The 17,130-nt window shown below is 60.3% G+C and carries 20 protein-coding genes and 1 pseudogene; 5 read left to right on the forward strand and 16 right to left on the reverse strand.

Features of this window, described 5'->3' with window-relative positions; genetic code table 11:
• Positions 1–52: 52 nt before the first annotated feature.
• The 6 genes from CNX70_RS20945 to CNX70_RS20970 form a co-directional block, all read right to left on the reverse strand.
• Entirely contained in the window at positions 53–808 is a 756-nt protein-coding gene (locus CNX70_RS20945) for an SIMPL domain-containing protein (protein WP_096236694.1), read from the reverse strand.
• Between the two features lie 206 nt (positions 809–1,014).
• Positions 1,015–2,241: an MFS transporter gene (locus CNX70_RS20950; RefSeq protein WP_096236696.1), complete on the reverse strand. Its 1,227-nt coding sequence runs from the start codon at positions 2,239–2,241 to the stop codon at positions 1,015–1,017.
• Between the two features lie 180 nt (positions 2,242–2,421).
• Positions 2,422–2,871: a hypothetical protein gene (locus CNX70_RS20955; protein ID WP_096236698.1), complete on the reverse strand. Its 450-nt coding sequence runs from the start codon at positions 2,869–2,871 to the stop codon at positions 2,422–2,424.
• Positions 2,872–2,953: 82 nt separating this feature from the next.
• A complete protein-coding gene (gene ilvC, locus CNX70_RS20960; protein ID WP_096236700.1) occupies positions 2,954–3,970 on the reverse strand; it encodes a ketol-acid reductoisomerase in 1,017 nt (338 codons plus the stop codon).
• 76 nt (positions 3,971–4,046) lie between these two features.
• Entirely contained in the window at positions 4,047–4,538 is a 492-nt protein-coding gene (ilvN, locus tag CNX70_RS20965; protein ID WP_071076341.1) for an acetolactate synthase small subunit, read from the reverse strand.
• A gap of 2 nt (positions 4,539–4,540) precedes the next feature.
• Positions 4,541–6,271, reverse strand: coding sequence for an acetolactate synthase 3 catalytic subunit (locus tag CNX70_RS20970; protein ID WP_096236702.1), 1,731 nt, complete (start codon positions 6,269–6,271; stop codon positions 4,541–4,543).
• Between the two features lie 495 nt (positions 6,272–6,766).
• Here CNX70_RS20970 and CNX70_RS20980 point away from each other — a divergent pair, with 495 nt between their 5' ends.
• The 5 genes and pseudogenes from CNX70_RS20980 to CNX70_RS21000 form a co-directional block, all read left to right on the forward strand.
• Positions 6,767–7,336 carry an RNA polymerase sigma factor gene (locus CNX70_RS20980; RefSeq protein WP_034750048.1) on the forward strand — a complete coding sequence of 190 codons (570 nt, stop codon included), beginning with the start codon at positions 6,767–6,769 and terminating at the stop codon, positions 7,334–7,336.
• On the forward strand, positions 7,333–7,737 hold the full coding sequence (locus tag CNX70_RS20985; protein WP_071076339.1) for a DUF3619 family protein: 405 nt from the start codon (positions 7,333–7,335) through the stop codon (positions 7,735–7,737). The genes CNX70_RS20980 and CNX70_RS20985 overlap by 4 nt, the downstream gene beginning before the upstream one ends.
• 2 nt (positions 7,738–7,739) lie before the next feature.
• Entirely contained in the window at positions 7,740–8,483 is a 744-nt protein-coding gene (locus CNX70_RS20990; RefSeq protein ID WP_096236706.1) for a DUF3106 domain-containing protein, read from the forward strand.
• On the forward strand, positions 8,473–9,018 hold the full coding sequence (locus CNX70_RS20995) for an RDD family protein (protein ID WP_096236707.1): 546 nt from the start codon (positions 8,473–8,475) through the stop codon (positions 9,016–9,018). Before CNX70_RS20990 ends, CNX70_RS20995 begins: the two co-directional genes overlap by 11 nt.
• Positions 9,019–9,143: 125 nt before the next feature.
• A pseudogene (locus CNX70_RS21000) lies at positions 9,144–9,509 on the forward strand (group III truncated hemoglobin); the annotation flags it as partial.
• On the opposite strand, the gene CNX70_RS21005 reads toward CNX70_RS21000, so the two are convergent.
• The 10 genes from CNX70_RS21005 to iscR all read right to left on the reverse strand — a co-directional run bounded on the left by CNX70_RS21005 (position 9,506) and on the right by iscR (position 16,998).
• Positions 9,506–10,264: an rRNA pseudouridine synthase gene (locus CNX70_RS21005; protein ID WP_096236708.1), complete on the reverse strand. Its 759-nt coding sequence runs from the start codon at positions 10,262–10,264 to the stop codon at positions 9,506–9,508. The pseudogene CNX70_RS21000 and the gene CNX70_RS21005 sit on opposite strands and share 4 nt — an antisense overlap.
• Positions 10,265–10,346: 82 nt before the next feature.
• Positions 10,347–11,264 (reverse strand): class I SAM-dependent methyltransferase, encoded by a 918-nt coding sequence (locus CNX70_RS21010; RefSeq protein WP_096236709.1) that lies wholly within the window; start codon positions 11,262–11,264, stop codon positions 10,347–10,349.
• Positions 11,251–11,445: a Fe-S cluster assembly protein IscX gene (iscX, locus tag CNX70_RS21015; RefSeq protein ID WP_071076333.1), complete on the reverse strand. Its 195-nt coding sequence runs from the start codon at positions 11,443–11,445 to the stop codon at positions 11,251–11,253. Before iscX ends, CNX70_RS21010 begins: the two co-directional genes overlap by 14 nt.
• 1 nt (position 11,446) lies before the next feature.
• Positions 11,447–11,788 (reverse strand): ISC system 2Fe-2S type ferredoxin, encoded by a 342-nt coding sequence (gene fdx, locus CNX70_RS21020; RefSeq protein ID WP_035820570.1) that lies wholly within the window; start codon positions 11,786–11,788, stop codon positions 11,447–11,449.
• Between the two features lie 67 nt (positions 11,789–11,855).
• Positions 11,856–13,736: a Fe-S protein assembly chaperone HscA gene (gene hscA / locus CNX70_RS21025; RefSeq protein WP_096236711.1), complete on the reverse strand. Its 1,881-nt coding sequence runs from the start codon at positions 13,734–13,736 to the stop codon at positions 11,856–11,858.
• Positions 13,737–13,824: 88 nt separating this feature from the next.
• Positions 13,825–14,340, reverse strand: coding sequence for a Fe-S protein assembly co-chaperone HscB (gene hscB, locus CNX70_RS21030; RefSeq protein WP_096236713.1), 516 nt, complete (start codon positions 14,338–14,340; stop codon positions 13,825–13,827).
• Positions 14,341–14,406: 66 nt separating this feature from the next.
• Positions 14,407–14,727 carry an iron-sulfur cluster assembly protein IscA gene (gene iscA, locus CNX70_RS21035; RefSeq protein ID WP_010399774.1) on the reverse strand — a complete coding sequence of 107 codons (321 nt, stop codon included), beginning with the start codon at positions 14,725–14,727 and terminating at the stop codon, positions 14,407–14,409.
• Positions 14,728–14,778: 51 nt separating this feature from the next.
• Positions 14,779–15,168 carry a Fe-S cluster assembly scaffold IscU gene (gene iscU, locus CNX70_RS21040; RefSeq protein ID WP_010399775.1) on the reverse strand — a complete coding sequence of 130 codons (390 nt, stop codon included), beginning with the start codon at positions 15,166–15,168 and terminating at the stop codon, positions 14,779–14,781.
• A gap of 54 nt (positions 15,169–15,222) precedes the next feature.
• Complete coding sequence (locus tag CNX70_RS21045) at positions 15,223–16,479, reverse strand: IscS subfamily cysteine desulfurase (RefSeq protein ID WP_096236715.1); 1,257 nt, start codon at positions 16,477–16,479, stop codon at positions 15,223–15,225.
• A 42-nt stretch (positions 16,480–16,521) separates the two neighbouring features.
• Complete coding sequence (gene iscR / locus CNX70_RS21050; protein ID WP_034779566.1) at positions 16,522–16,998, reverse strand: Fe-S cluster assembly transcriptional regulator IscR; 477 nt, start codon at positions 16,996–16,998, stop codon at positions 16,522–16,524.
• Positions 16,999–17,130 lie beyond the last annotated feature (132 nt).

Here is a 17,130-nt window from a genome sequence, read left to right on the forward strand (position 1 = left end):
TTTAAAACAGTCTAACGCGAAAACTTTTCCACGTTGACGAGCTTACTCGCACTTACTTGAACTTGACCTTGCCGACGACACGCATGTCGAGCGTCGTTTCACCCGGCTCGAAGCTCGGCTCGGCGACGGTACTGTCTTCGGCCATCTTGCCGCTGCGCATCATCATCGGGGCGGCGGCAGGACGGCTTTCCGTGGCGTAGTTGCCCGAACCTTCGAAGTCCACCGTATCGAGCACGGCGTCGGAAACGTTGCGGCCCATGGCCTTGGCGATGGCTGCCACGCGCTCATTGAGGTTCTTGTACGTGGCGGCGATGCGCTGGTCATCGAGCAGGCGGATGGTTTCCGGCTTCAGGCCGAAATTCAAGCCATTCAGGGTCAGCACGCCTTGCGCCGCCGATACGGTTTTTGGCAGCGACGCCAGGTTGGCCGTCGTCACTTCCAGGTACTGGCCGACTCTCCAGGCCGTTGGCAAACGCGGCTTGGCGACAGCGCCGGCCGGCAATGGGCGCTCTTCCGGATACACGGGATAGGTGTAGTAGCCATACGATTTCAGCGCTGCCGAAGGGTCGGCCTGCTTGACGATGGCGATGCCCTTGTTCATCTTCTGGTTGACTCTCGACGCAGCGGCGGCCTTGTCCTTGTCCTGTTCTTCGATGGCCAGGGTAGCGACCACCTGATCATTGACATGCTTGACTTCGCCAAATGCGGGGACCACCACCAGGGTGCCGGAAGTTGGCAAGGTTTGCGCTTGTGCGCTCAGGGCAACGGTGGCTGCGGCGGCAACAAGGACGGATTTCATCATGGTCATGGGGGTACTCCTAGGTAGTTAATATGGCTGACAGCCCGCGAAAGGGAGGCTTTTGCCATCCCTTTCGCCTGAGAAACTTGTCAAACTGTGTAGATTCTAACGCCTCATTCATTCCCGTGGCGCAAATTAACAAATCGTCACAAAATGCGTCTGCCAGTCACATCTGCTCACATTTCAATACACTGTCATCATAAATAACAATGTTATTAGTGACCTACGACCGCGCCACCGCTGCGCCGGCCCGGCTTGAAGCTGTGGCGGTGCGCGCGCCAGGCAATGGTCAACGCCACCAGCAGCAAGGCCAGCATGGCCCACGGGAACGATGCCACGCCATAGCCGTCGAGCAGCATGCCGCCCGCCAGGCCGCCGCCCGCGATGGCCACGTTCCAGATGGTCGCCACCATCGCCTGCGCCACATCCATGCCGTCGCCGGCCGCGTCCGCCGACGCCGTCTGCAGCAAGGTGCCGGCGCCGCCGAAGGTGATGCCCCAGATGGCCATGCTGACATAGATGACGATAGCGGAGTCCATCGCCAGGCCCAACGCCACTACCACCAGGGCAAAGGCGGCGATGCAGCCCAGCACGAGCGGGCGCAGCCAGCGGTCGATCAGCTGGCTGACCAGCCAGATACCGGCCAGCGAGCCCACGCCATATACGAGCAGCACCAGGTCGACGCGGGGGCGCAAGCCGGACGGCGCCAGGAACGGCGCGATAAAGGTATACAAAATGTTATGCGCCAGCATCCAGGCGACGATCACAAACAGAATCGGCCGCACGCCCGGCGTCACGAACACCTGGCGGATCGACAGGCGTTCGCCATTCTTTTGCCCCGGATAATCGGGCACGACCAGCAATACCCAGGCGACCAGCACCACGGCCATGCCGGACATGATGCCAAAGATGCTGCGCCAGCCCAGCACGCCGCCCATCAGGGTGCCCAGCGGCACGCCCAGCGACAGGGCCAGCGGCGTGCCGATCATGGCAATGGCCATCGCCCTGCCCTGCTGCTCGGGACGCACCATGCGGCGCGCATAGCCTGCCATCAAGCCCCAGGCCAGCCCGGCGGCCATGCCGGTGACGAAGCGCGCGACCAGGGCGACCATATAGTTGGGTGCCAGGGCCGTCGCCGTATTGAAGATCAGGAAGCCGATGATGGCCAGCAGCAAGACATTGCGCCGGCGCCAGGTACTGGTGAGCGCCGTCAGGGGAATCGCCGTCAGGATCGAGCCGATGGCGTACACGGTCACCAGCTGGCCCGTCATGACTTCGGAAATATTGAGATCCCTGGCAATCTGCGGCAACAAGCCGGCCGGCAAGGTTTCCGACAGGAGGGCGAGGAACGCCGTCATGGCCAGGGCCAGCAAGGCGAGGATGGGAATGGAAGAGTCAACAGCAGCCTGCGAGGGCGCCGTGGCGGTGATACGGTCAGTCATGGGGGGGGTCCTTCTTCTTGCGCAAGCGGCTAAGAAACTAGCGCCTGGCGTGCTACAAAAGCGGTGATGCGCGTTGCGGTCGGCAGATACCGAAACAGATGCAGTCCATAGGAAACTGCAAAGGAAGGGCGGAATTGTAAAGCAAACGCAGCAACAGCGTGCGTACGAAAACAACCGTGCTCAGGCTGGCGTCATGCAGGCATCATTGGCCGCCTTGCGTGGCGAAAACCAGGCATTCGATTTCGGACTGTACAGCAAGGCGCAGATGACGGCGAACGTGAGCGCGCCAGGCAAGACGTGCATCTTGAGCGGCAAGGTCGCCAGGCAGAACGCAATGTCGATCACGCCCCACACCAGATACACCGTGCGCGCGCCACGCTGCCTTTGCAGCATGGCCAGCGCAGCCACCAGGGTAATGCCCTGGCTGAAGAGCAAAATCGCGTATTGCGCCTCGGCGGGAATCACGCTGTGCCCCATTCCGGCCAGCATGGCAGGATCGTTGCGGCCGAGGTAGGACGACACCAGCGCTGACAGCGAGCCGATAATCAGAAACCAGCAGCCGATGGCAACCGAGACGGGACGCTTGACGACATGCAGATTGCCGACAAAAACTTTAGAAAAAACAAGCATGGTGCTCACGGTATGGTTGAATGGCCCTGATTGTAATAAAAAAAGCCGGCTTGCGCCGGCTTCTTCGTGGAACGACTGCTGCTTAGTTCTTCGACTGGTCAACCATCTTGTTCTTGGCGATCCAAGGCATCATGGCGCGCAGTTTGGCGCCCACTTCTTCGATCGGGTGCTCGGACGTCAAACGGCGGCGCGAGATCAGGGTCGGAGCGCCTGCCTTGTTTTCCAGGATGAAGCTCTTCGCGTATTCGCCCGTTTGAATATCTTTCAGGCATTGACGCATCGCATCCTTGGTGGCCGAGGTCACAACCTTAGGACCGGTCACGTATTCGCCGTATTCGGCGTTGTTCGAGATCGAGTAGTTCATGTTGGCGATGCCGCCTTCATAGATCAGGTCGACGATCAGTTTCAGTTCGTGCAAGCACTCGAAATACGCCATTTCAGGCGCGTAACCGGCTTCCGTCAGGGTTTCGAAACCGGCCTTGATCAGTTCCACGGCGCCGCCGCACAGCACGGCTTGTTCGCCGAACAAATCCGTTTCGGTTTCTTCACGGAAGTTCGTTTCGATGATGCCGGCACGGCCGCCGCCGTTGGCCGATGCGTACGACAGGGCGATATCGCGGGCGATGCCCGATTTGTCCTGGTACACGGCGATCAGGTGGGGCACGCCGCCACCCTGGGTGTAGGTGGCGCGCACGGTGTGGCCCGGAGCTTTCGGCGCAACCATGATCACGTCCAGATCGGCGCGTGGCACGACTTGGCCATAATGCACGTTGAAGCCGTGGGCGAAGGCCAGTACGGCGCCTTGCTTGGCGAACGGGGCGATGTTTTCGTTGTAGACCTGAGCGATGTTTTCATCCGGCAGCAAGATCATGATGACGTCGGCTGCTTTCACGGCGTCGTTGACTTCTGCTACTTTCAGGCCGGCTTGCTCGACCTTGGTCCACGAAGCGCCGCCCTTGCGCAGGCCGACGGTAACGTTGACACCCGAATCGTTCAGGTTTTGTGCGTGTGCGTGGCCTTGCGAACCGTAGCCGATGATGGCAACGTTTTTGCCTTTGATCAAGGAGAGGTCAGCGTCTTTGTCGTAAAAAACTTTCATGGTATTTCCTATAATTTGATGATGCGTTGTTGTTTTAAATGCGGCGCCAGGGCCGCGTAGTGCTGCGTCTATGCTTTTATACTTTGAGGATGCGTTCGCCGCGGCCGATGCCGGAACCACCCGTGCGGACGGTTTCCAGGATGGAGGCGCGGTCGATCGAATCGATGAACGCGTCGAGCTTGACCTTGTTGCCGGTCAGTTCGATCGTGTACGTCTTTTCGGTGACATCGATGATGCGGCCACGGAAGATATCGGCGGTACGCTTCATTTCCTCGCGCTCCTTGCCCACGGCACGGACCTTGATCAGCATCAACTCGCGTTCGATATGCTGGCCTTCGGTCAGGTCGACCACCTTCACCACTTCAATCAGACGATTCAGGTGCTTGGTGATCTGCTCGATGATATCGTCCGAGCCGCTGGTGACGATGGTCATGCGCGACAGGGTCGAGTCTTCCGTCGGCGCCACCGTCAAGGTTTCGATGTTGTAGCCGCGCGCCGAGAACAGGCCCACCACGCGCGACAGGGCGCCCGCTTCGTTTTCCAGCAAGACAGAAATAATATGGCGCATGATTAGAGATCCTCCGAACCGAGCATCATTTCGGACAGGCCCTTGCCGGCTTTCACCATTGGCCACACGTTTTCGGACTGGTCGGTAATGAAGTTCATGAATACCAGCCTGTCTTTCATCGCAAACGCCTCTTTCAGGGCGCCGTCGACGTCGCCCGGCTTTTCAATTTTCATGCCCACGTGGCCGTATGCTTCAGCCAGCTTTTCGAAGTCAGGCAGCGAATCCATGTACGACTCGGAATAGCGCGAACCGTAATCGATTTCCTGCCACTGGCGCACCATGCCGAGGAAACGGTTGTTGAGCATGATGATCTTCGGCGTCAGGTGATACTGCTTGCACGTGGCAAGTTCCTGGATGCACATCTGGATCGAGCCTTCGCCGGTAATACAAGCAACGGTGGCGTCCGGGTTGGCCATCTGCACGCCCATGGCGTACGGCAAGCCGACACCCATGGTGCCCAGGCCGCCGGAATTGATCCAGCGGCGCGGCTTGTCGAAACCATAGTATTGCGCCGCCCACATCTGGTGCTGGCCCACGTCGGAGGTGATGAAGGCATCGCCCTTGGTGAGCTGGAAGACTTTTTCCACCACCGATTGCGGCTTGATGACCAGGTCGGAAGTCGGATATTTCAGGCATTCGCGGCCACGCCATTCGGCGATCTGCTTCCACCAGTTGCTCAATGCATTGACGTTCGGCTTGGCTTCGGCCGCGTCGAGTTGCGCGAGGAACTCGATCAGCACGTCCTTGACGTTGCCGACGATGGGGATATCGACCTTGACGCGCTTGGAAATCGACGATGGATCGATGTCCACGTGGATGATCTTGCGCGGATGCGAGGCGAAATGTTTCGGGTTGCCGATCACGCGGTCATCGAAACGGGCGCCGATGGCGATCAGCACGTCGCAATTCTGCATCGCCATGTTCGCTTCATAGGTGCCGTGCATGCCGGGCATGCCGACATACTGCTCACTCGATGCGCGGTAGCCGCCCAGGCCCATCAAGGTGTTGGTGCATGGGAAACCCAGGCGGTCGACCAGCTTGTTCAGCTCGGGAGCCGCATTCGCCAGGATCACGCCGCCGCCCGTGTAGATCATCGGGCGTTCGGCTTGCAGCAACAGCTGCACGGCCTTGCGGATCTGGCCCGAATGGCCCTTGTCGACGGGACGGTAGGAACGCATCTCGACTTCCTTCGGATAGTCGAAATGGCATTTGTGCATGCTGATATCCTTGGGGATATCGACCAGCACGGGTCCCGGACGGCCGGTACGGGCGATGAAGAAAGCTTTCTTGATCGTCGCTGCCAGGTCCTTGACGTCCTTGACGAGGAAGTTGTGCTTGACCACGGGGCGGGTGATGCCGACCGTGTCGCATTCCTGGAACGCATCCTGGCCGATGGCGTGGCTCGGCACCTGGCCGGAGATCACCACCATGGGAATCGAGTCCATGTACGCGGTCGACAGGCCCGTGACGGCATTCGTGACACCCGGACCGGACGTGACGATGGCGACACCGACTTTGTTCGAGCTGCGCGAATAGGCATCGGCGGCGTGGATCGCGGCCTGCTCGTGGCGTACCAGGATATGCTGGAATTTGTTTTGCTGGAAGATGGCGTCGTAGATGTAGAGTACGGCTCCGCCCGGGTATCCAAAGACGTGCTCGACGCCCTCTTCAGCCAGACAGCGCACGACAATTTCTGCGCCGGTAATTGGTCCTGCTGCTGCTTCGGTATTCATGAAACATTCCTTTCAAGGTCCATTGGAGATTGATCGGATGTTCTTTCCTGACGAAGTTCGCTGTGCGCGACAGTGCTCCTGCTTCCCTTTTCATGCGGTCACGCAATTTCTTTGGGCACCCATAGATACCTTACAAAACAACGCTTAACGCAACTCGTTTGGCCGGAGTTTCTGTGGCGCCTGTACGAACCGCTCGCGCTTGTGGCACGGGTTAGAACAAACTGCCTACAAATGAAAGCGCGTCTTGCCGCGGATGGCCTTGTGTGCCGGTCGCGACCTGACCATAGGGCTTTGGGGTGTTCAAAGCGTCCCATACGTTATCGCGTTGCACCATTATGGTCAAGGAAAATGTCAGCATCGCTGCACTTTTGCTCGCACGACGTGCAAAAACCCTGCGGAAACGCACATTTTTTGCTAGCATGCACGGGGTTGCAAAAAGCATACCCACCCCCAATTCGCCCACCGCACCCGCAGCCGCTAAGATCCCCATACCGCATGGCAACAGACAAAGAATTATCCGACTTTCTAGAAAATGTCGAGCGGCGCGCTTTCAAGCAGGCCGCCTACGCGGTCCGCAAGGAAGAATCGGCACTCGACATCGTGCAGGATGCCATGATCAAGCTGGCCGAAAAATACGGCGACAAGCCGGCCGCCGAGCTGCCGATGCTGTTCCAGCGCATCTTGCAAAACACCATCCTTGATTATTTCCGCCGAGAAAAAGTTCGCAACACCTGGGTCAGCCTGTTTTCCGGCATGAAACCCTCGGGCGACGAGCATGAAGATTTTGATATACTTGACACGTATGAATCGGAACAGGGTTCGAGTGCCGCCGAATCGTCGGCCGACCAGGTCGAACGCGCGCAAATGCTTGATTTGATTGATGCAGAGGTACAAAAACTGCCGTCACGTCAACGCGAAGCCTTCCTCATGCGTTACTGGCAGGACATGGATGTGGCTGAAACAGCGGAAGCGATGGGTTGCTCCGAAGGTAGCGTGAAAACACATTGCTCTAGAGCTACCCACACGCTCGCCGAATCGCTGAAAGCCAAGGGAATAAAATTATGAACACCGACGATCTCAATTTCGCTTACAAAGTGCGCCATGCACTGAACGAAAAACTCGACGACCTGCCCGCATCGGCCACCGATCGCCTGGCAGCAGCACGCAAGCTGGCCCTGTCGCGCAAGAAGGCGGACGCGCCCGCCGCCGTTGCCGTGCGCCAGAACGTGCTGGCCGGCGTCGCCAGCAGCCTGTTTATCGAGCCGCTGTCGTGGCTGGGACGCATGAGCGTGATCATCCCCCTGCTGCTGCTGGTCGGCGGCCTGGTGGGCATCTATCAGTTTGAGCAAGAACAACATATTGCCGAACTGGCAGAAATCGACGCCGCCGTACTGTCGGACGAATTGCCGCTCTCCGCCTACATGGACCATGGCTTCAACGCCTACCTGACGAAACGCGAGCAATAAGCATGGCACGCTTGAGCGTACGCAAAGGCTGGCTGGTGGGCGGCATCGGCCTGGGTGCCTGCGCCCTGGCTGGCGCCGCATGGGTAGGCGCGCAACAACATCCTGCGCCCGCGACCCCTGCCGTGGTGGCGGCGCCCGTGGTGGCGCCGGCGCCAGCCGTCAAGCCCGGCTCGGCCCGCACGGCCGGCAAGGGTGGCACGCCACCCAAGGCCAGCGACAACCCGTCCTGGAACAAGCTGTCGCACGCGCAGCAGGAAGCCCTGCAGCCGCTGGCGGGCGAATGGAACAAGCTGGAACCGCTGCGCAAGCAAAAATGGCTCGATATCGCCAGCCGCTTTGCCTCCATGTTGCCCGACGAACAAAGCCGCGTGCATGAACGCATGCGTGTATGGGTCAAGCTGACGCCGGAACAGCGCCGCCTGGTGCGCGAAAACTATACACGCACGAAGAAGATTGATCCTGGCCAAAAAACCGCGCAGTGGGAGCAGTACCAGCAATTGCCGGAAGATCAAAAGAAAAAGCTGGCAACGGAACTGGTGCCGAAAAAGCCGCTGGAGAAAGTGCCGGCGATCAATTCGAACACCAGCAAGCCAGCCGTGATCCTGGCCCCGGCCGCGCCCGTCCTGCCGCCCGCTCCCGCAGCGACGGCAGTGCCGGCCAACGACCCAGCCGCGGTCGCGGCCCCCGCCACCGTGCCTGTCACGCCACCTGCCACGCCTGCCCCACTGCCAACCAATGCCAAATAGCACCAATAGCACGCCCGCCGCCAGCATCACTTCCCATCCCACGATCAAGCGCCGCCTGATTTCCATGGTGTACGAGTCGCTGCTGGCCCTGGCCGTGCTGTTTTTGCCTTTCCTGCTGTTTGAGCTGGCCGTGCAGGGCGCGCATACACCGTTGACGGAACACATGCGCCAGTGCCTGGCCTTCCTCGTCATGGGGGCGTATTTCATCCATCAATGGAGCCGCGAAGGGCAAACCCTGGCCATGAAGACCTGGCGCCTGAAAGTCGTTCTGCCAGGCCACACCCACGTGCCGCTGCGCGTGGCCGCCTTCCGCTACATCCTGTCATGGATGTGGCTGCTGCCAGCCCTGCTGGTGTCGTATGCATTCGATTTGCAGCACTGGACTGCCCTGGGCGCCATCGGCGTGGGCATCCTGGCCTGGTCAGCCACGGCCCTGTTGACGGGCAATGGACAATTCCTGCACGACAAGCTGGCGGGCACGCAGATCGTGCAACTGCCCGCCCCGGCGAAGAAGTCGAAGAAAGTCGCCGCCTGAGTTTTTACGCGGCTTGACCTGGGTCATTGAAGCGCCACGGGGGCTCTGCGATCATGGCATGCCATGAATAATACCGCCCCCTCCCCCACACACGCTTCGAGCCCTACCGCGAGGAAGTCTGCAGCGAAGACGACGTCAAGCATCTCGTCCACACCTTTTATGCGGCCGCGCGCGATGACGCCATGCTGGGCCCCATCTTTGCCGCCGAGGTCAAGGATTGGGATGCCCATCTGGCAACACTGGTCGATTTCTGGTCAGGCTTGCTGCGTGGCACCATGCGCTACCACGGCAAGCCGCTGGCCCAGCACGCGAAAATGGAACACTTGACACCGTGCATGTTCCGCCGCTGGCTGACCCTGTTCTTCGCCACGACCGAGAGCATGGGCAACCCGGCCCTGCAAGAGAAGGCCGATACCATCGCCTTGAATATTGCAGAACGGCTATGGAAAAGCTTTGCGGAAAGCCACGCCATCGTGGCGCCGCAGCTTTAAAACCGCTCGTAACCCTGCAGATAGCGCCACTGACCTGACGGCATGGCGCCCATCGGGATGCGGCCGATGCGCAAGCGCTTCATGGCGACCACGTCCAGCCCCACCATTTTGCACATGTGGGCGATCTGGCCTGGCTGCACGTTTTTCAGGGCGAAGCGCAGGCGCGTTTCGTTCTGCCAGCTGACCTTGATCGGCGGCAAAGGCTTGCCATTGAAAGGCAAGCCGTGATTCAGCAGCGCCAGGCCGTTTTCCGCGATATCGCCCGACACTTCCACGATGAATTCCTGCTCCACCGTTTTCGCTTCGTCGACCAGCTTGCGGGCGACGCGGAAATCTTGCGTGAACACCAGCAGGCCGGAAGCCATGGTGTCGAGCGGATTAGTAATGGTCAGGCCGATCAGGTGACGCTTGAGGAAGCGCGTGACGGCGCTGGGCAGCACGTTTTCGGGGGTGAACAACTCTTCGGGACGCAAACAGGCCAGGGCCGGCTTGCCTTCGCTGCCCACGCCGCCGTTGATGCCGGCCGGCTTGTGCAGCAGGATCGTCACGGGCGGCATTTCTTCCAGCGTCGCATTCGGCAGCAGCACCACTGCCTGATTGTCGGCCACGCGCGCGCCCGACTCTTCCACCAGCACGCCATCGACCGTGACCCAGCCGCCCTCGATATACAGTTCGGCCTCGCGGCGCGAACAGGGTACGTCTTCAGACAGGCGCTTGGCCAGGCGGACGGTGGGCATTTCGTGTGGTGTGGTCATGGGGAGGCGCAAAAAGCAAGAGGAGGAGAAAGCCGGTATTGTAACCGACCCGCTCCTCCCCTCGTTTGCCATCACCAATGACTTATGCGCCGGCCTTGGCCAATTCCTCAGCAAAGAAGCGGTGGCCCATCTCTTCCAGGCCCAGCGTCTGCAGCACTTCCTGCAGGCGCTCCGTCGGACGCTGGCGCGGCAAGTTCTTGTAGCTGGCGATGATCAGTTCATTCTTCATCGAATGCTCCCAGCCCACCAGTTCCGTCACGCTGACCTGGTAGCCGTGCGCTTCCAGCTGCAGACAGCGCAGCACGTTGGTGATCTGGCTGCCGAACTCGCGCGTGTGCAGCGGGTGGCGCCACAATTCCGTCAAGGCACTCTTGCCCAGGCTCTTGCCCTTGTTTTTCTTCAAGACAGACGCGACTTCGGCCTGGCAGCACGGCACCAGCACCATGAATTTCGCCTTCTTCTTCAGGGCGAAGTGAATCGCGTCATCGGTGGCCGTGTTGCACGCATGCAAGGCCGTGACGATGTCGATCTGCTGCGGCAGCAAGCTCGACTCCGTCGATTCGGCCACGGACAGGGGCAGGAAGGACATGCCGGGGAACTTGAATTTTTTGGCCAGCTCTTGCGAGCGCTGCACCAGCTCTTCGCGCGTCTCGATGCCGTAGATGTGCGAACCGTCGTTGCCGTTCTTGAAGAACAGGTCGTACAGGATGAAGCCCAGGTAGGACTTGCCGGCCCCATGGTCGACCAAGGAGACGCCAGGGTGGTCGAGCTGTACTTCGCGCAACAGCGGCTCGATGAACTGCGTCAGGTGGTACACCTGCTTGAGCTTGCGGCGGCTGTCCTGGTTCATCTTGCCGTCGCGCGTCAGGATATGCAATTCCTGCAGCAAGGCGACCGACTGGCCATCCTTGATCTCGGGCATGTTGCTGGCGGCCGTGATGACGTCTTTCGGCGCAGCGACTACGGTGGCGGCAGCTGCCGCGCCCTTAGCGCGCTTCATCGATCCACGCCATCTGTATCGCTTCGAGCACTTTTTCGCCGCCGCGCGTATGGTCGTCGTCGAAGCCGTCCAGTTCCACCACCCAGTTATGCAGGTCGGTGAAACGCACGGTCAGCGGGTCGATGTCCGGATGCGCGTCGTACAGCGCTTCGGCGATCGCATGAATATCGGACCATTTCATGTTAGTGACTGCCTTCGCTGACCTGGTTGATCGTGTATTTCGGGATTTCGACGACGAGGTCGGCGTCGGCCACGATGGACTGGCACGACAGGCGCGACACGGCTTCCAGGCCCCAGGCCTTGTCCAGCATGTCTTCTTCCAGTTCCGTCGCCTCGTTCAGCGATTCGATGCCTTCACGCACCAGCACGTGACAAGTGGTGCAGGCGCACGATTTTTCGCAGGCGTGCTCGATGTCGATGTCGTTTTCCAGCAAGATGTCGCAGATGGACTTGCCGGCCGGGGCTTCGATGACGGCGCCGTCCGGGCAAAGCTTGGCGTGCGGCAGGATAACGATTTGTGGCATGGTTTCTTCTTTCAGTCTGTCATTCGGAGCGCGGCCGCAGCATCGGCGGCGCGCTGTTCAATTAGTTTTATACGACTTGATCCAGGGACTTGCCCTTCAGAGCACTGCGCACGCTGCGGTCCATGCGGCGCGAGGCGAAATCCTCGGTGCCGTCGGCCAGCGCCTCGATTGCCAGCTTCAAAGCCTGGTGGTCGATGGCGCCGCTTTGCGATTGCGCAATGGCGTCGCGCACCTTGTTCATCAAGCCATCCACGGTGGCGCGCTCAAGCGAGTCGAGCAAGCCGCCGTCTTCATCCAGCGCCGACTGCGTGGCCAGCAGGATGCGTTCCGCTTCCACCTGCTCTTCGCGCAGCGCGCGCGCCACCATGTCGGTGTCGGCCGAGGTGTACGAATCCTGCAGCATGCGCGCGATGTCGTCGTCGCCCAGGCCATAGGCAGGCTTGACGCTGATCGACGCTTCCACGCCCGAGCGCAGTTCGCGCGCCGACACCGACAGCAAGCCATCCGCATCGACCTGATACGTGATGCGGATGCGCGCGGCGCCCGCCACCATCGGCGGAATGCCGCGCAATTCAAAGCGCGCCAGCGAGCGGCAATCGCTGACCAGTTCGCGCTCGCCCTGCAGCACGTGCACGGCCAGCGCCGTCTGGCCATCTTTAAATGTCGTGAATTCCTGCGCGCGTGCGCACGGTATCGTCGAATTGCGCGGGATAATTTTTTCCACCAGGCCGCCCATGGTCTCGATACCCAACGACAGCGGGATCACGTCCAGCAGCAGCCAGTCGTCGCCGGCGGCACGGTTGCCAGCCAGCAAGTTCGCCTGGATGGCGGCGCCCAGCGCCACCACTTTGTCCGGGTCGATATTCGCGTGCGGCGTCGTGTGGAAGAATTCGCTGACGGCGCGCTGCACGTGTGGCATGCGCGTGGCGCCACCGACCATCACCACGCCGTCGACGTCGTCCGCATCCACGTTCGCGTCGCGCAAGGCTTTCTTGATGGCGTTCATGGTCTTGCCCACCAGGTGCTGCGTCATGGCTGCAAATTCCGTCGCCGTGATACGCAAGTGGATTTCTTCGCCCGAGTTCAGGGCCGCATCGATCATCGTTTCCGACTTGGTCGACAGCGTTTCCTTGATCTCGCGCGCTTTTACCATCAGGATGGCCGTGTCTTCGTCCGACAGGGGCGCCAGCTTGGCGTGCTCGCTGATCCAGCAGAACAGGCGGCGGTCGAAATCGTCGCCGCCCAGGGCCGAGTCGCCGCCCGTGGACAAGACTTCAAAGACACCCTTGCTCAGTTTCAGGATCGAGATGTCGAAGGTGCCGCCGCCGAGGTCATACACGGCGTACACGCCTTCGGAGGCGTTGTCGAGGCCATACGCGATGGCGGCGGCCGTCGGCTCGCTGAGCAGACGCAAGACATTGATGCCGGCCAGTTGCGCCGCATCTTTCGTCGCCTGGCGCTGCGCGTCGTCAAAGTAGGCCGGCACGGTGATCACGGCGCCGACCAGGTCGTCACCGAGGGAATCTTCCGCGCGCTGGCGCAGGGTGGCGAGAATTTGCGCCGACACTTCGACCGGGCTTTTCACGCCGGCCACGGTTTTCAGCTGCACCATGCCAGGCGTATCCTGGAAGTCGTAGGGCAGGTTTTCCGCGTAGGCGATGTCGGCCAGGCCACGGCCCATGAAGCGCTTGACGGACACGATGGTGTTCTTCGGGTCGGTGGTTTGCGCGGACAGGGCCTTGTAGCCGATGTTCGCATGGCCGTTCGGCAGGTAGCGCACGACGGAGGGCAGCAGGGAGCGCCCGTCTTCGTCATTGAGCACCTCGGGAATGCTGTTGCGGACGGTGGCGACCAGGGAATTGGTGGTGCCCAGATCGATGCCGACGGCCAGGCGGTGCTGGTGCGGCGCGGTCGACATGCCTGGTTCGGAAATTTGCAGAAGTGCCATTGTATTCGTGCCTCGATTAATTTTGTGCGTGGTGCTGCTGATGCCTGTCGCGCATTATAAGACGCGCGCCGGACTGGCGCTTGGGCAGTCAGGCTTCCATGGCTTCGTATGCAAAACGGACTTCCTCGCCGAATTTGTCGAGGAACATCAGGGCGCGCACGCTTTGCGCGGCATTCACATAGTCGGCGGCGTCGAGCTGGGCCGCCACCTGGGCCAGCAAGGCCTTGCGTTCACCGCGCAACTGGCGGTCCAGGGCGTCGAGCGCGTCGGCATCCTTGCCTGCACGCGCATCGCCCAGCTCTTCGCGCCATTCCATCTGCTGCATCAGGAAGCTGACGGGCATGGCCGTATTCGATTCCGTCTGCAAATCGACGCCATTCAGTTCGCACAGGTATTGCGCGCGCTTTTGCGGGCTTTTCAGGGTTTGATAGGCTTCATTGGCGCGCGTGGCCCATTGCATCGCCACGCGCTTCTCGGCGCTGCTGGCGTTGATGAAGCGGTCCGGGTGGACCTTGCCCTGCACGTCGCGGTAGGCAGAGTCGAGCGCGCTCATGTCGAGCCCGAACTGCGCCGGCAACTGGAATAATTCGAAGTGATTTTGCATAATGGTCGGTGGTCGCTGTACCGCAATCGATGGGTACAGCGCACCGACCGGGGTCTTGCCAGCTGTTTAAATCCTGAAGGACTCGCCGCAGCCGCAGGCGTCTTTTTCGTTCGGATTGTGGAACTTGAAGCCTTCGTTCAAGCCTTCGCGCGCGAAATCGAGTTCCGTGCCGTCGATGTAAGGCAAGCTTTTCGGGTCGACGAAGACTTTCACGCCGTGCGACTCAAAAACGCTGTCTTCGGCCGCCACTTCATCGACATATTCGAGCTTGTAAGCCAGGCCCGAGCAGCCTGTGGTGCGCACGCCAAAGCGCAAGCCCATGCCCTTGCCGCGCCGTTCGATATAACGGTTGATGTGTTTCGCCGCTTTTTCGGTCAGTGTGATCATGTATTTCTCCGCAACTGCCCCGGCCTTGCGGCTGGGGCGGGCTGCCAACGTTTAAGCTGCTACTGGATGGCGGGTCTGGTAATCCAGCACTGCCGCCTTGATGGCGTCTTCCGCCAGGATGGAGCAGTGGATTTTCACTGGTGGCAGGGCCAGTTCTTCGGCGATCTGCGTATTCTTGATGGCCAGTGCCTGGTCCAGGGTTTTACCTTTGACCCATTCGGTCACCAGCGAGCTCGACGCGATGGCCGAACCGCAGCCGTAGGTCTTGAATTTCGCGTCTTCGATCAGGCCATCGGCGCCGACCTTGATCTGCAGTTTCATCACGTCGCCGCAGGCGGGCGCGCCCACCATGCCGGTGCCGATGGTGTCATCACCCTTGTCGAAAGCGCCCACGTTGCGCGGGTTTTCGTAGTGATCGAGTACTTTGTCCGAGTAAGCCATTTTGATGCTCCTTAAATATTCTTGCCGGCCCCATTCACGAGGCCAGGGTGTTGGTTAGTGGGCTGCCCATTGGATCGAGTTGATGTCGATCCCTTCCTTGAACATGTCCCACAGCGGCGACAGCTCACGCAATTTGTGTACTTTCGATTTCAGCAAGTTCACGGCGAAGTCGATGTCTTCCTCGGTCGAGAAGCGGCCGATGGTGAAGCGGATCGAGCTGTGCGCCAGTTCGTCGCTGCGGCCCAGGGCGCGCAGCACGTACGATGGTTCCAGGCTGGCCGAGGTGCAGGCCGAACCGGACGACACGGCGATATCCTTGATCGCCATGATCAGCGACTCGCCTTCAACGTAGTTGAAGCTGACGTTCAGGTTGTGCGGCACGCGGTGCTCCATGTCGCCGTTGATGTAGACTTCTTCGATCTCTTGCAAGCCCTTCGCCAGGCGGTCGCGCAAGGCCTTGATGCGGCCGATTTCGCTGTCCATTTCTTCCTTGGCGATGCGGAAGCACTCGCCCATGCCGACGATCTGGTGCGTCGGCAGGGTGCCCGAACGCAGGCCGCGCTCATGACCGCCACCGTGCATCTGCGCTTCCAGGCGCACGCGCGGCTTGCGGCAGACATACAGGGCGCCCACGCCTTTCGGGCCGTAGGTTTTGTGCGCCGTGAAGGTCATCAGGTCGACCTTGGTCTTTTGCAGGTCGATGACGACCTTGCCCGTCGCTTGCGCGGCGTCGCAATGGAAGATGATGCCTTTCGAGCGGCAGAACACGCCGATCTCGTCGATCGGCTGGATCACGCCGATTTCGTTGTTCACCAGCATCACCGACACGAGGATGGTGTCCGGGCGCACGGCCGCGGCCAACTGCTCGACGGTGATCAGGCCGTTGTCCTGCGGTTCCAGATAGGTCGCTTCGAAGCCGATGCGTTCCAGTTCGCGCACTGTGTCGAGCACCGATTTATGCTCGGTCTTGACGGTGATGATGTGCTTGCCCTTGGTCTTGTAGAACTGTGCCGCGCCCTTGATGGCCAGGTTGTTGCTTTCCGTCGCGCCGGAAGTCCAGATGATTTCGCGCGGATCGGCGTTCACCAGGGCCGCCACGTAACCACGTGCCTCTTCCACGGCTTTTTCCGCCGTCCAGCCATACATGTGGCTGCGCGATGCCGGGTTGCCGAACTGCTCGCGCAGGTAAGGAATCATCTTGTCGGCGACGCGTGGATCGATCGGCGTGGTGGCCGAGTAATCCATGTAGATCGGAAAATGCGGTGCGGTTTCAAAGTGCACTTGGCCTACGTTTTTTTCAGGGGCGTTCATCAATAACTCCAATGCAATCAGCAACTTAGTATTTTGTATTGTTCAACCGAGGGCGGCGTGGTTACGGTGCATCACCATCACGCTTTGCTCGGCAATCTTTTGTCTCTGCTGGTCGACCAGGTCCTGCAGCGACACAGAATCCAGATAATCGACCATTTTTTCGTTGAGTGTGGACCACAGCTCATGCGTCATGCAGCGCGCACCCGTGGCCGCGTCGGCGCCGTGGCAATGTTCCTTGCCGCCGCACTGCGTGGCGTCCAGCGGCTCATCGACGGCGATGATGATGTCGGCCACCGTTACTTTGTCGGCACGACGCGCCAGGCTGTAGCCGCCGCCCGGGCCACGGATCGATTCGACGATCTCATGCCGGCGCAACTTGCCGAACAGCTGTTCCAGGTAGGACAGGGAAATCGACTGCCGCTGGCTGATGCCGGACAAGGTGACCGGCCCCTTGCCCTGGCGCAGGGCAAGATCGATCATTGCAGTCACGGCAAAACGACCTTTTGTAGTCAGACGCATACATCCTCGGCTCAACTGTTCAATAACTAGTTTAAAATATTGCGGCTTTTCAACTTCTCAAACCCTGAGTAGTTGAATGATTTAGTCAAGTATAACAAATTCGGCGGGGTTTGTCAGAGCGCCCCTCGATGA

The organism is Janthinobacterium svalbardense, from assembly GCF_002327145.1.
In the GTDB taxonomy this organism is placed as follows: domain Bacteria; phylum Pseudomonadota; class Gammaproteobacteria; order Burkholderiales; family Burkholderiaceae_D; genus Janthinobacterium; species Janthinobacterium tructae.

What these genes read in the sequence shown, in the direction of transcription:
- CNX70_RS20945 (WP_096236694.1), bottom strand. Translation starts at nt 808, where the DNA reads ATGACCATGATGAAATCCGTCCTTGTTGCCGCCGCAGCCACCGTTGCC.
- CNX70_RS20950 (WP_096236696.1), bottom strand. Translation starts at nt 2,241, where the DNA reads ATGACTGACCGTATCACCGCCACGGCGCCCTCGCAGGCTGCTGTTGAC.
- CNX70_RS20995 (WP_096236707.1), top strand. Translation starts at nt 8,473, where the DNA reads ATGCCAAATAGCACCAATAGCACGCCCGCCGCCAGCATCACTTCCCAT.
- CNX70_RS20955 (WP_096236698.1), bottom strand. Translation starts at nt 2,871, where the DNA reads ATGCTTGTTTTTTCTAAAGTTTTTGTCGGCAATCTGCATGTCGTCAAG.
- hscA (WP_096236711.1), bottom strand. Translation starts at nt 13,736, where the DNA reads ATGGCACTTCTGCAAATTTCCGAACCAGGCATGTCGACCGCGCCGCAC.
- CNX70_RS20980 (WP_034750048.1), top strand. Translation starts at nt 6,767, where the DNA reads ATGGCAACAGACAAAGAATTATCCGACTTTCTAGAAAATGTCGAGCGG.
- iscA (WP_010399774.1), bottom strand. Translation starts at nt 14,727, where the DNA reads ATGATCACACTGACCGAAAAAGCGGCGAAACACATCAACCGTTATATC.
- iscU (WP_010399775.1), bottom strand. Translation starts at nt 15,168, where the DNA reads ATGGCTTACTCGGACAAAGTACTCGATCACTACGAAAACCCGCGCAAC.
- fdx (WP_035820570.1), bottom strand. Translation starts at nt 11,788, where the DNA reads ATGCCACAAATCGTTATCCTGCCGCACGCCAAGCTTTGCCCGGACGGC.
- CNX70_RS21005 (WP_096236708.1), bottom strand. Translation starts at nt 10,264, where the DNA reads ATGACCACACCACACGAAATGCCCACCGTCCGCCTGGCCAAGCGCCTG.
- iscR (WP_034779566.1), bottom strand. Translation starts at nt 16,998, where the DNA reads ATGCGTCTGACTACAAAAGGTCGTTTTGCCGTGACTGCAATGATCGAT.
- CNX70_RS21045 (WP_096236715.1), bottom strand. Translation starts at nt 16,479, where the DNA reads ATGAACGCCCCTGAAAAAAACGTAGGCCAAGTGCACTTTGAAACCGCA.
- CNX70_RS21010 (WP_096236709.1), bottom strand. Translation starts at nt 11,264, where the DNA reads ATGAAGCGCGCTAAGGGCGCGGCAGCTGCCGCCACCGTAGTCGCTGCG.
- ilvC (WP_096236700.1), bottom strand. Translation starts at nt 3,970, where the DNA reads ATGAAAGTTTTTTACGACAAAGACGCTGACCTCTCCTTGATCAAAGGC.
- hscB (WP_096236713.1), bottom strand. Translation starts at nt 14,340, where the DNA reads ATGCAAAATCACTTCGAATTATTCCAGTTGCCGGCGCAGTTCGGGCTC.
- iscX (WP_071076333.1), bottom strand. Translation starts at nt 11,445, where the DNA reads ATGAAATGGTCCGATATTCATGCGATCGCCGAAGCGCTGTACGACGCG.
- CNX70_RS20970 (WP_096236702.1), bottom strand. Translation starts at nt 6,271, where the DNA reads ATGAATACCGAAGCAGCAGCAGGACCAATTACCGGCGCAGAAATTGTC.
- CNX70_RS20990 (WP_096236706.1), top strand. Translation starts at nt 7,740, where the DNA reads ATGGCACGCTTGAGCGTACGCAAAGGCTGGCTGGTGGGCGGCATCGGC.
- ilvN (WP_071076341.1), bottom strand. Translation starts at nt 4,538, where the DNA reads ATGCGCCATATTATTTCTGTCTTGCTGGAAAACGAAGCGGGCGCCCTG.
- CNX70_RS20985 (WP_071076339.1), top strand. Translation starts at nt 7,333, where the DNA reads ATGAACACCGACGATCTCAATTTCGCTTACAAAGTGCGCCATGCACTG.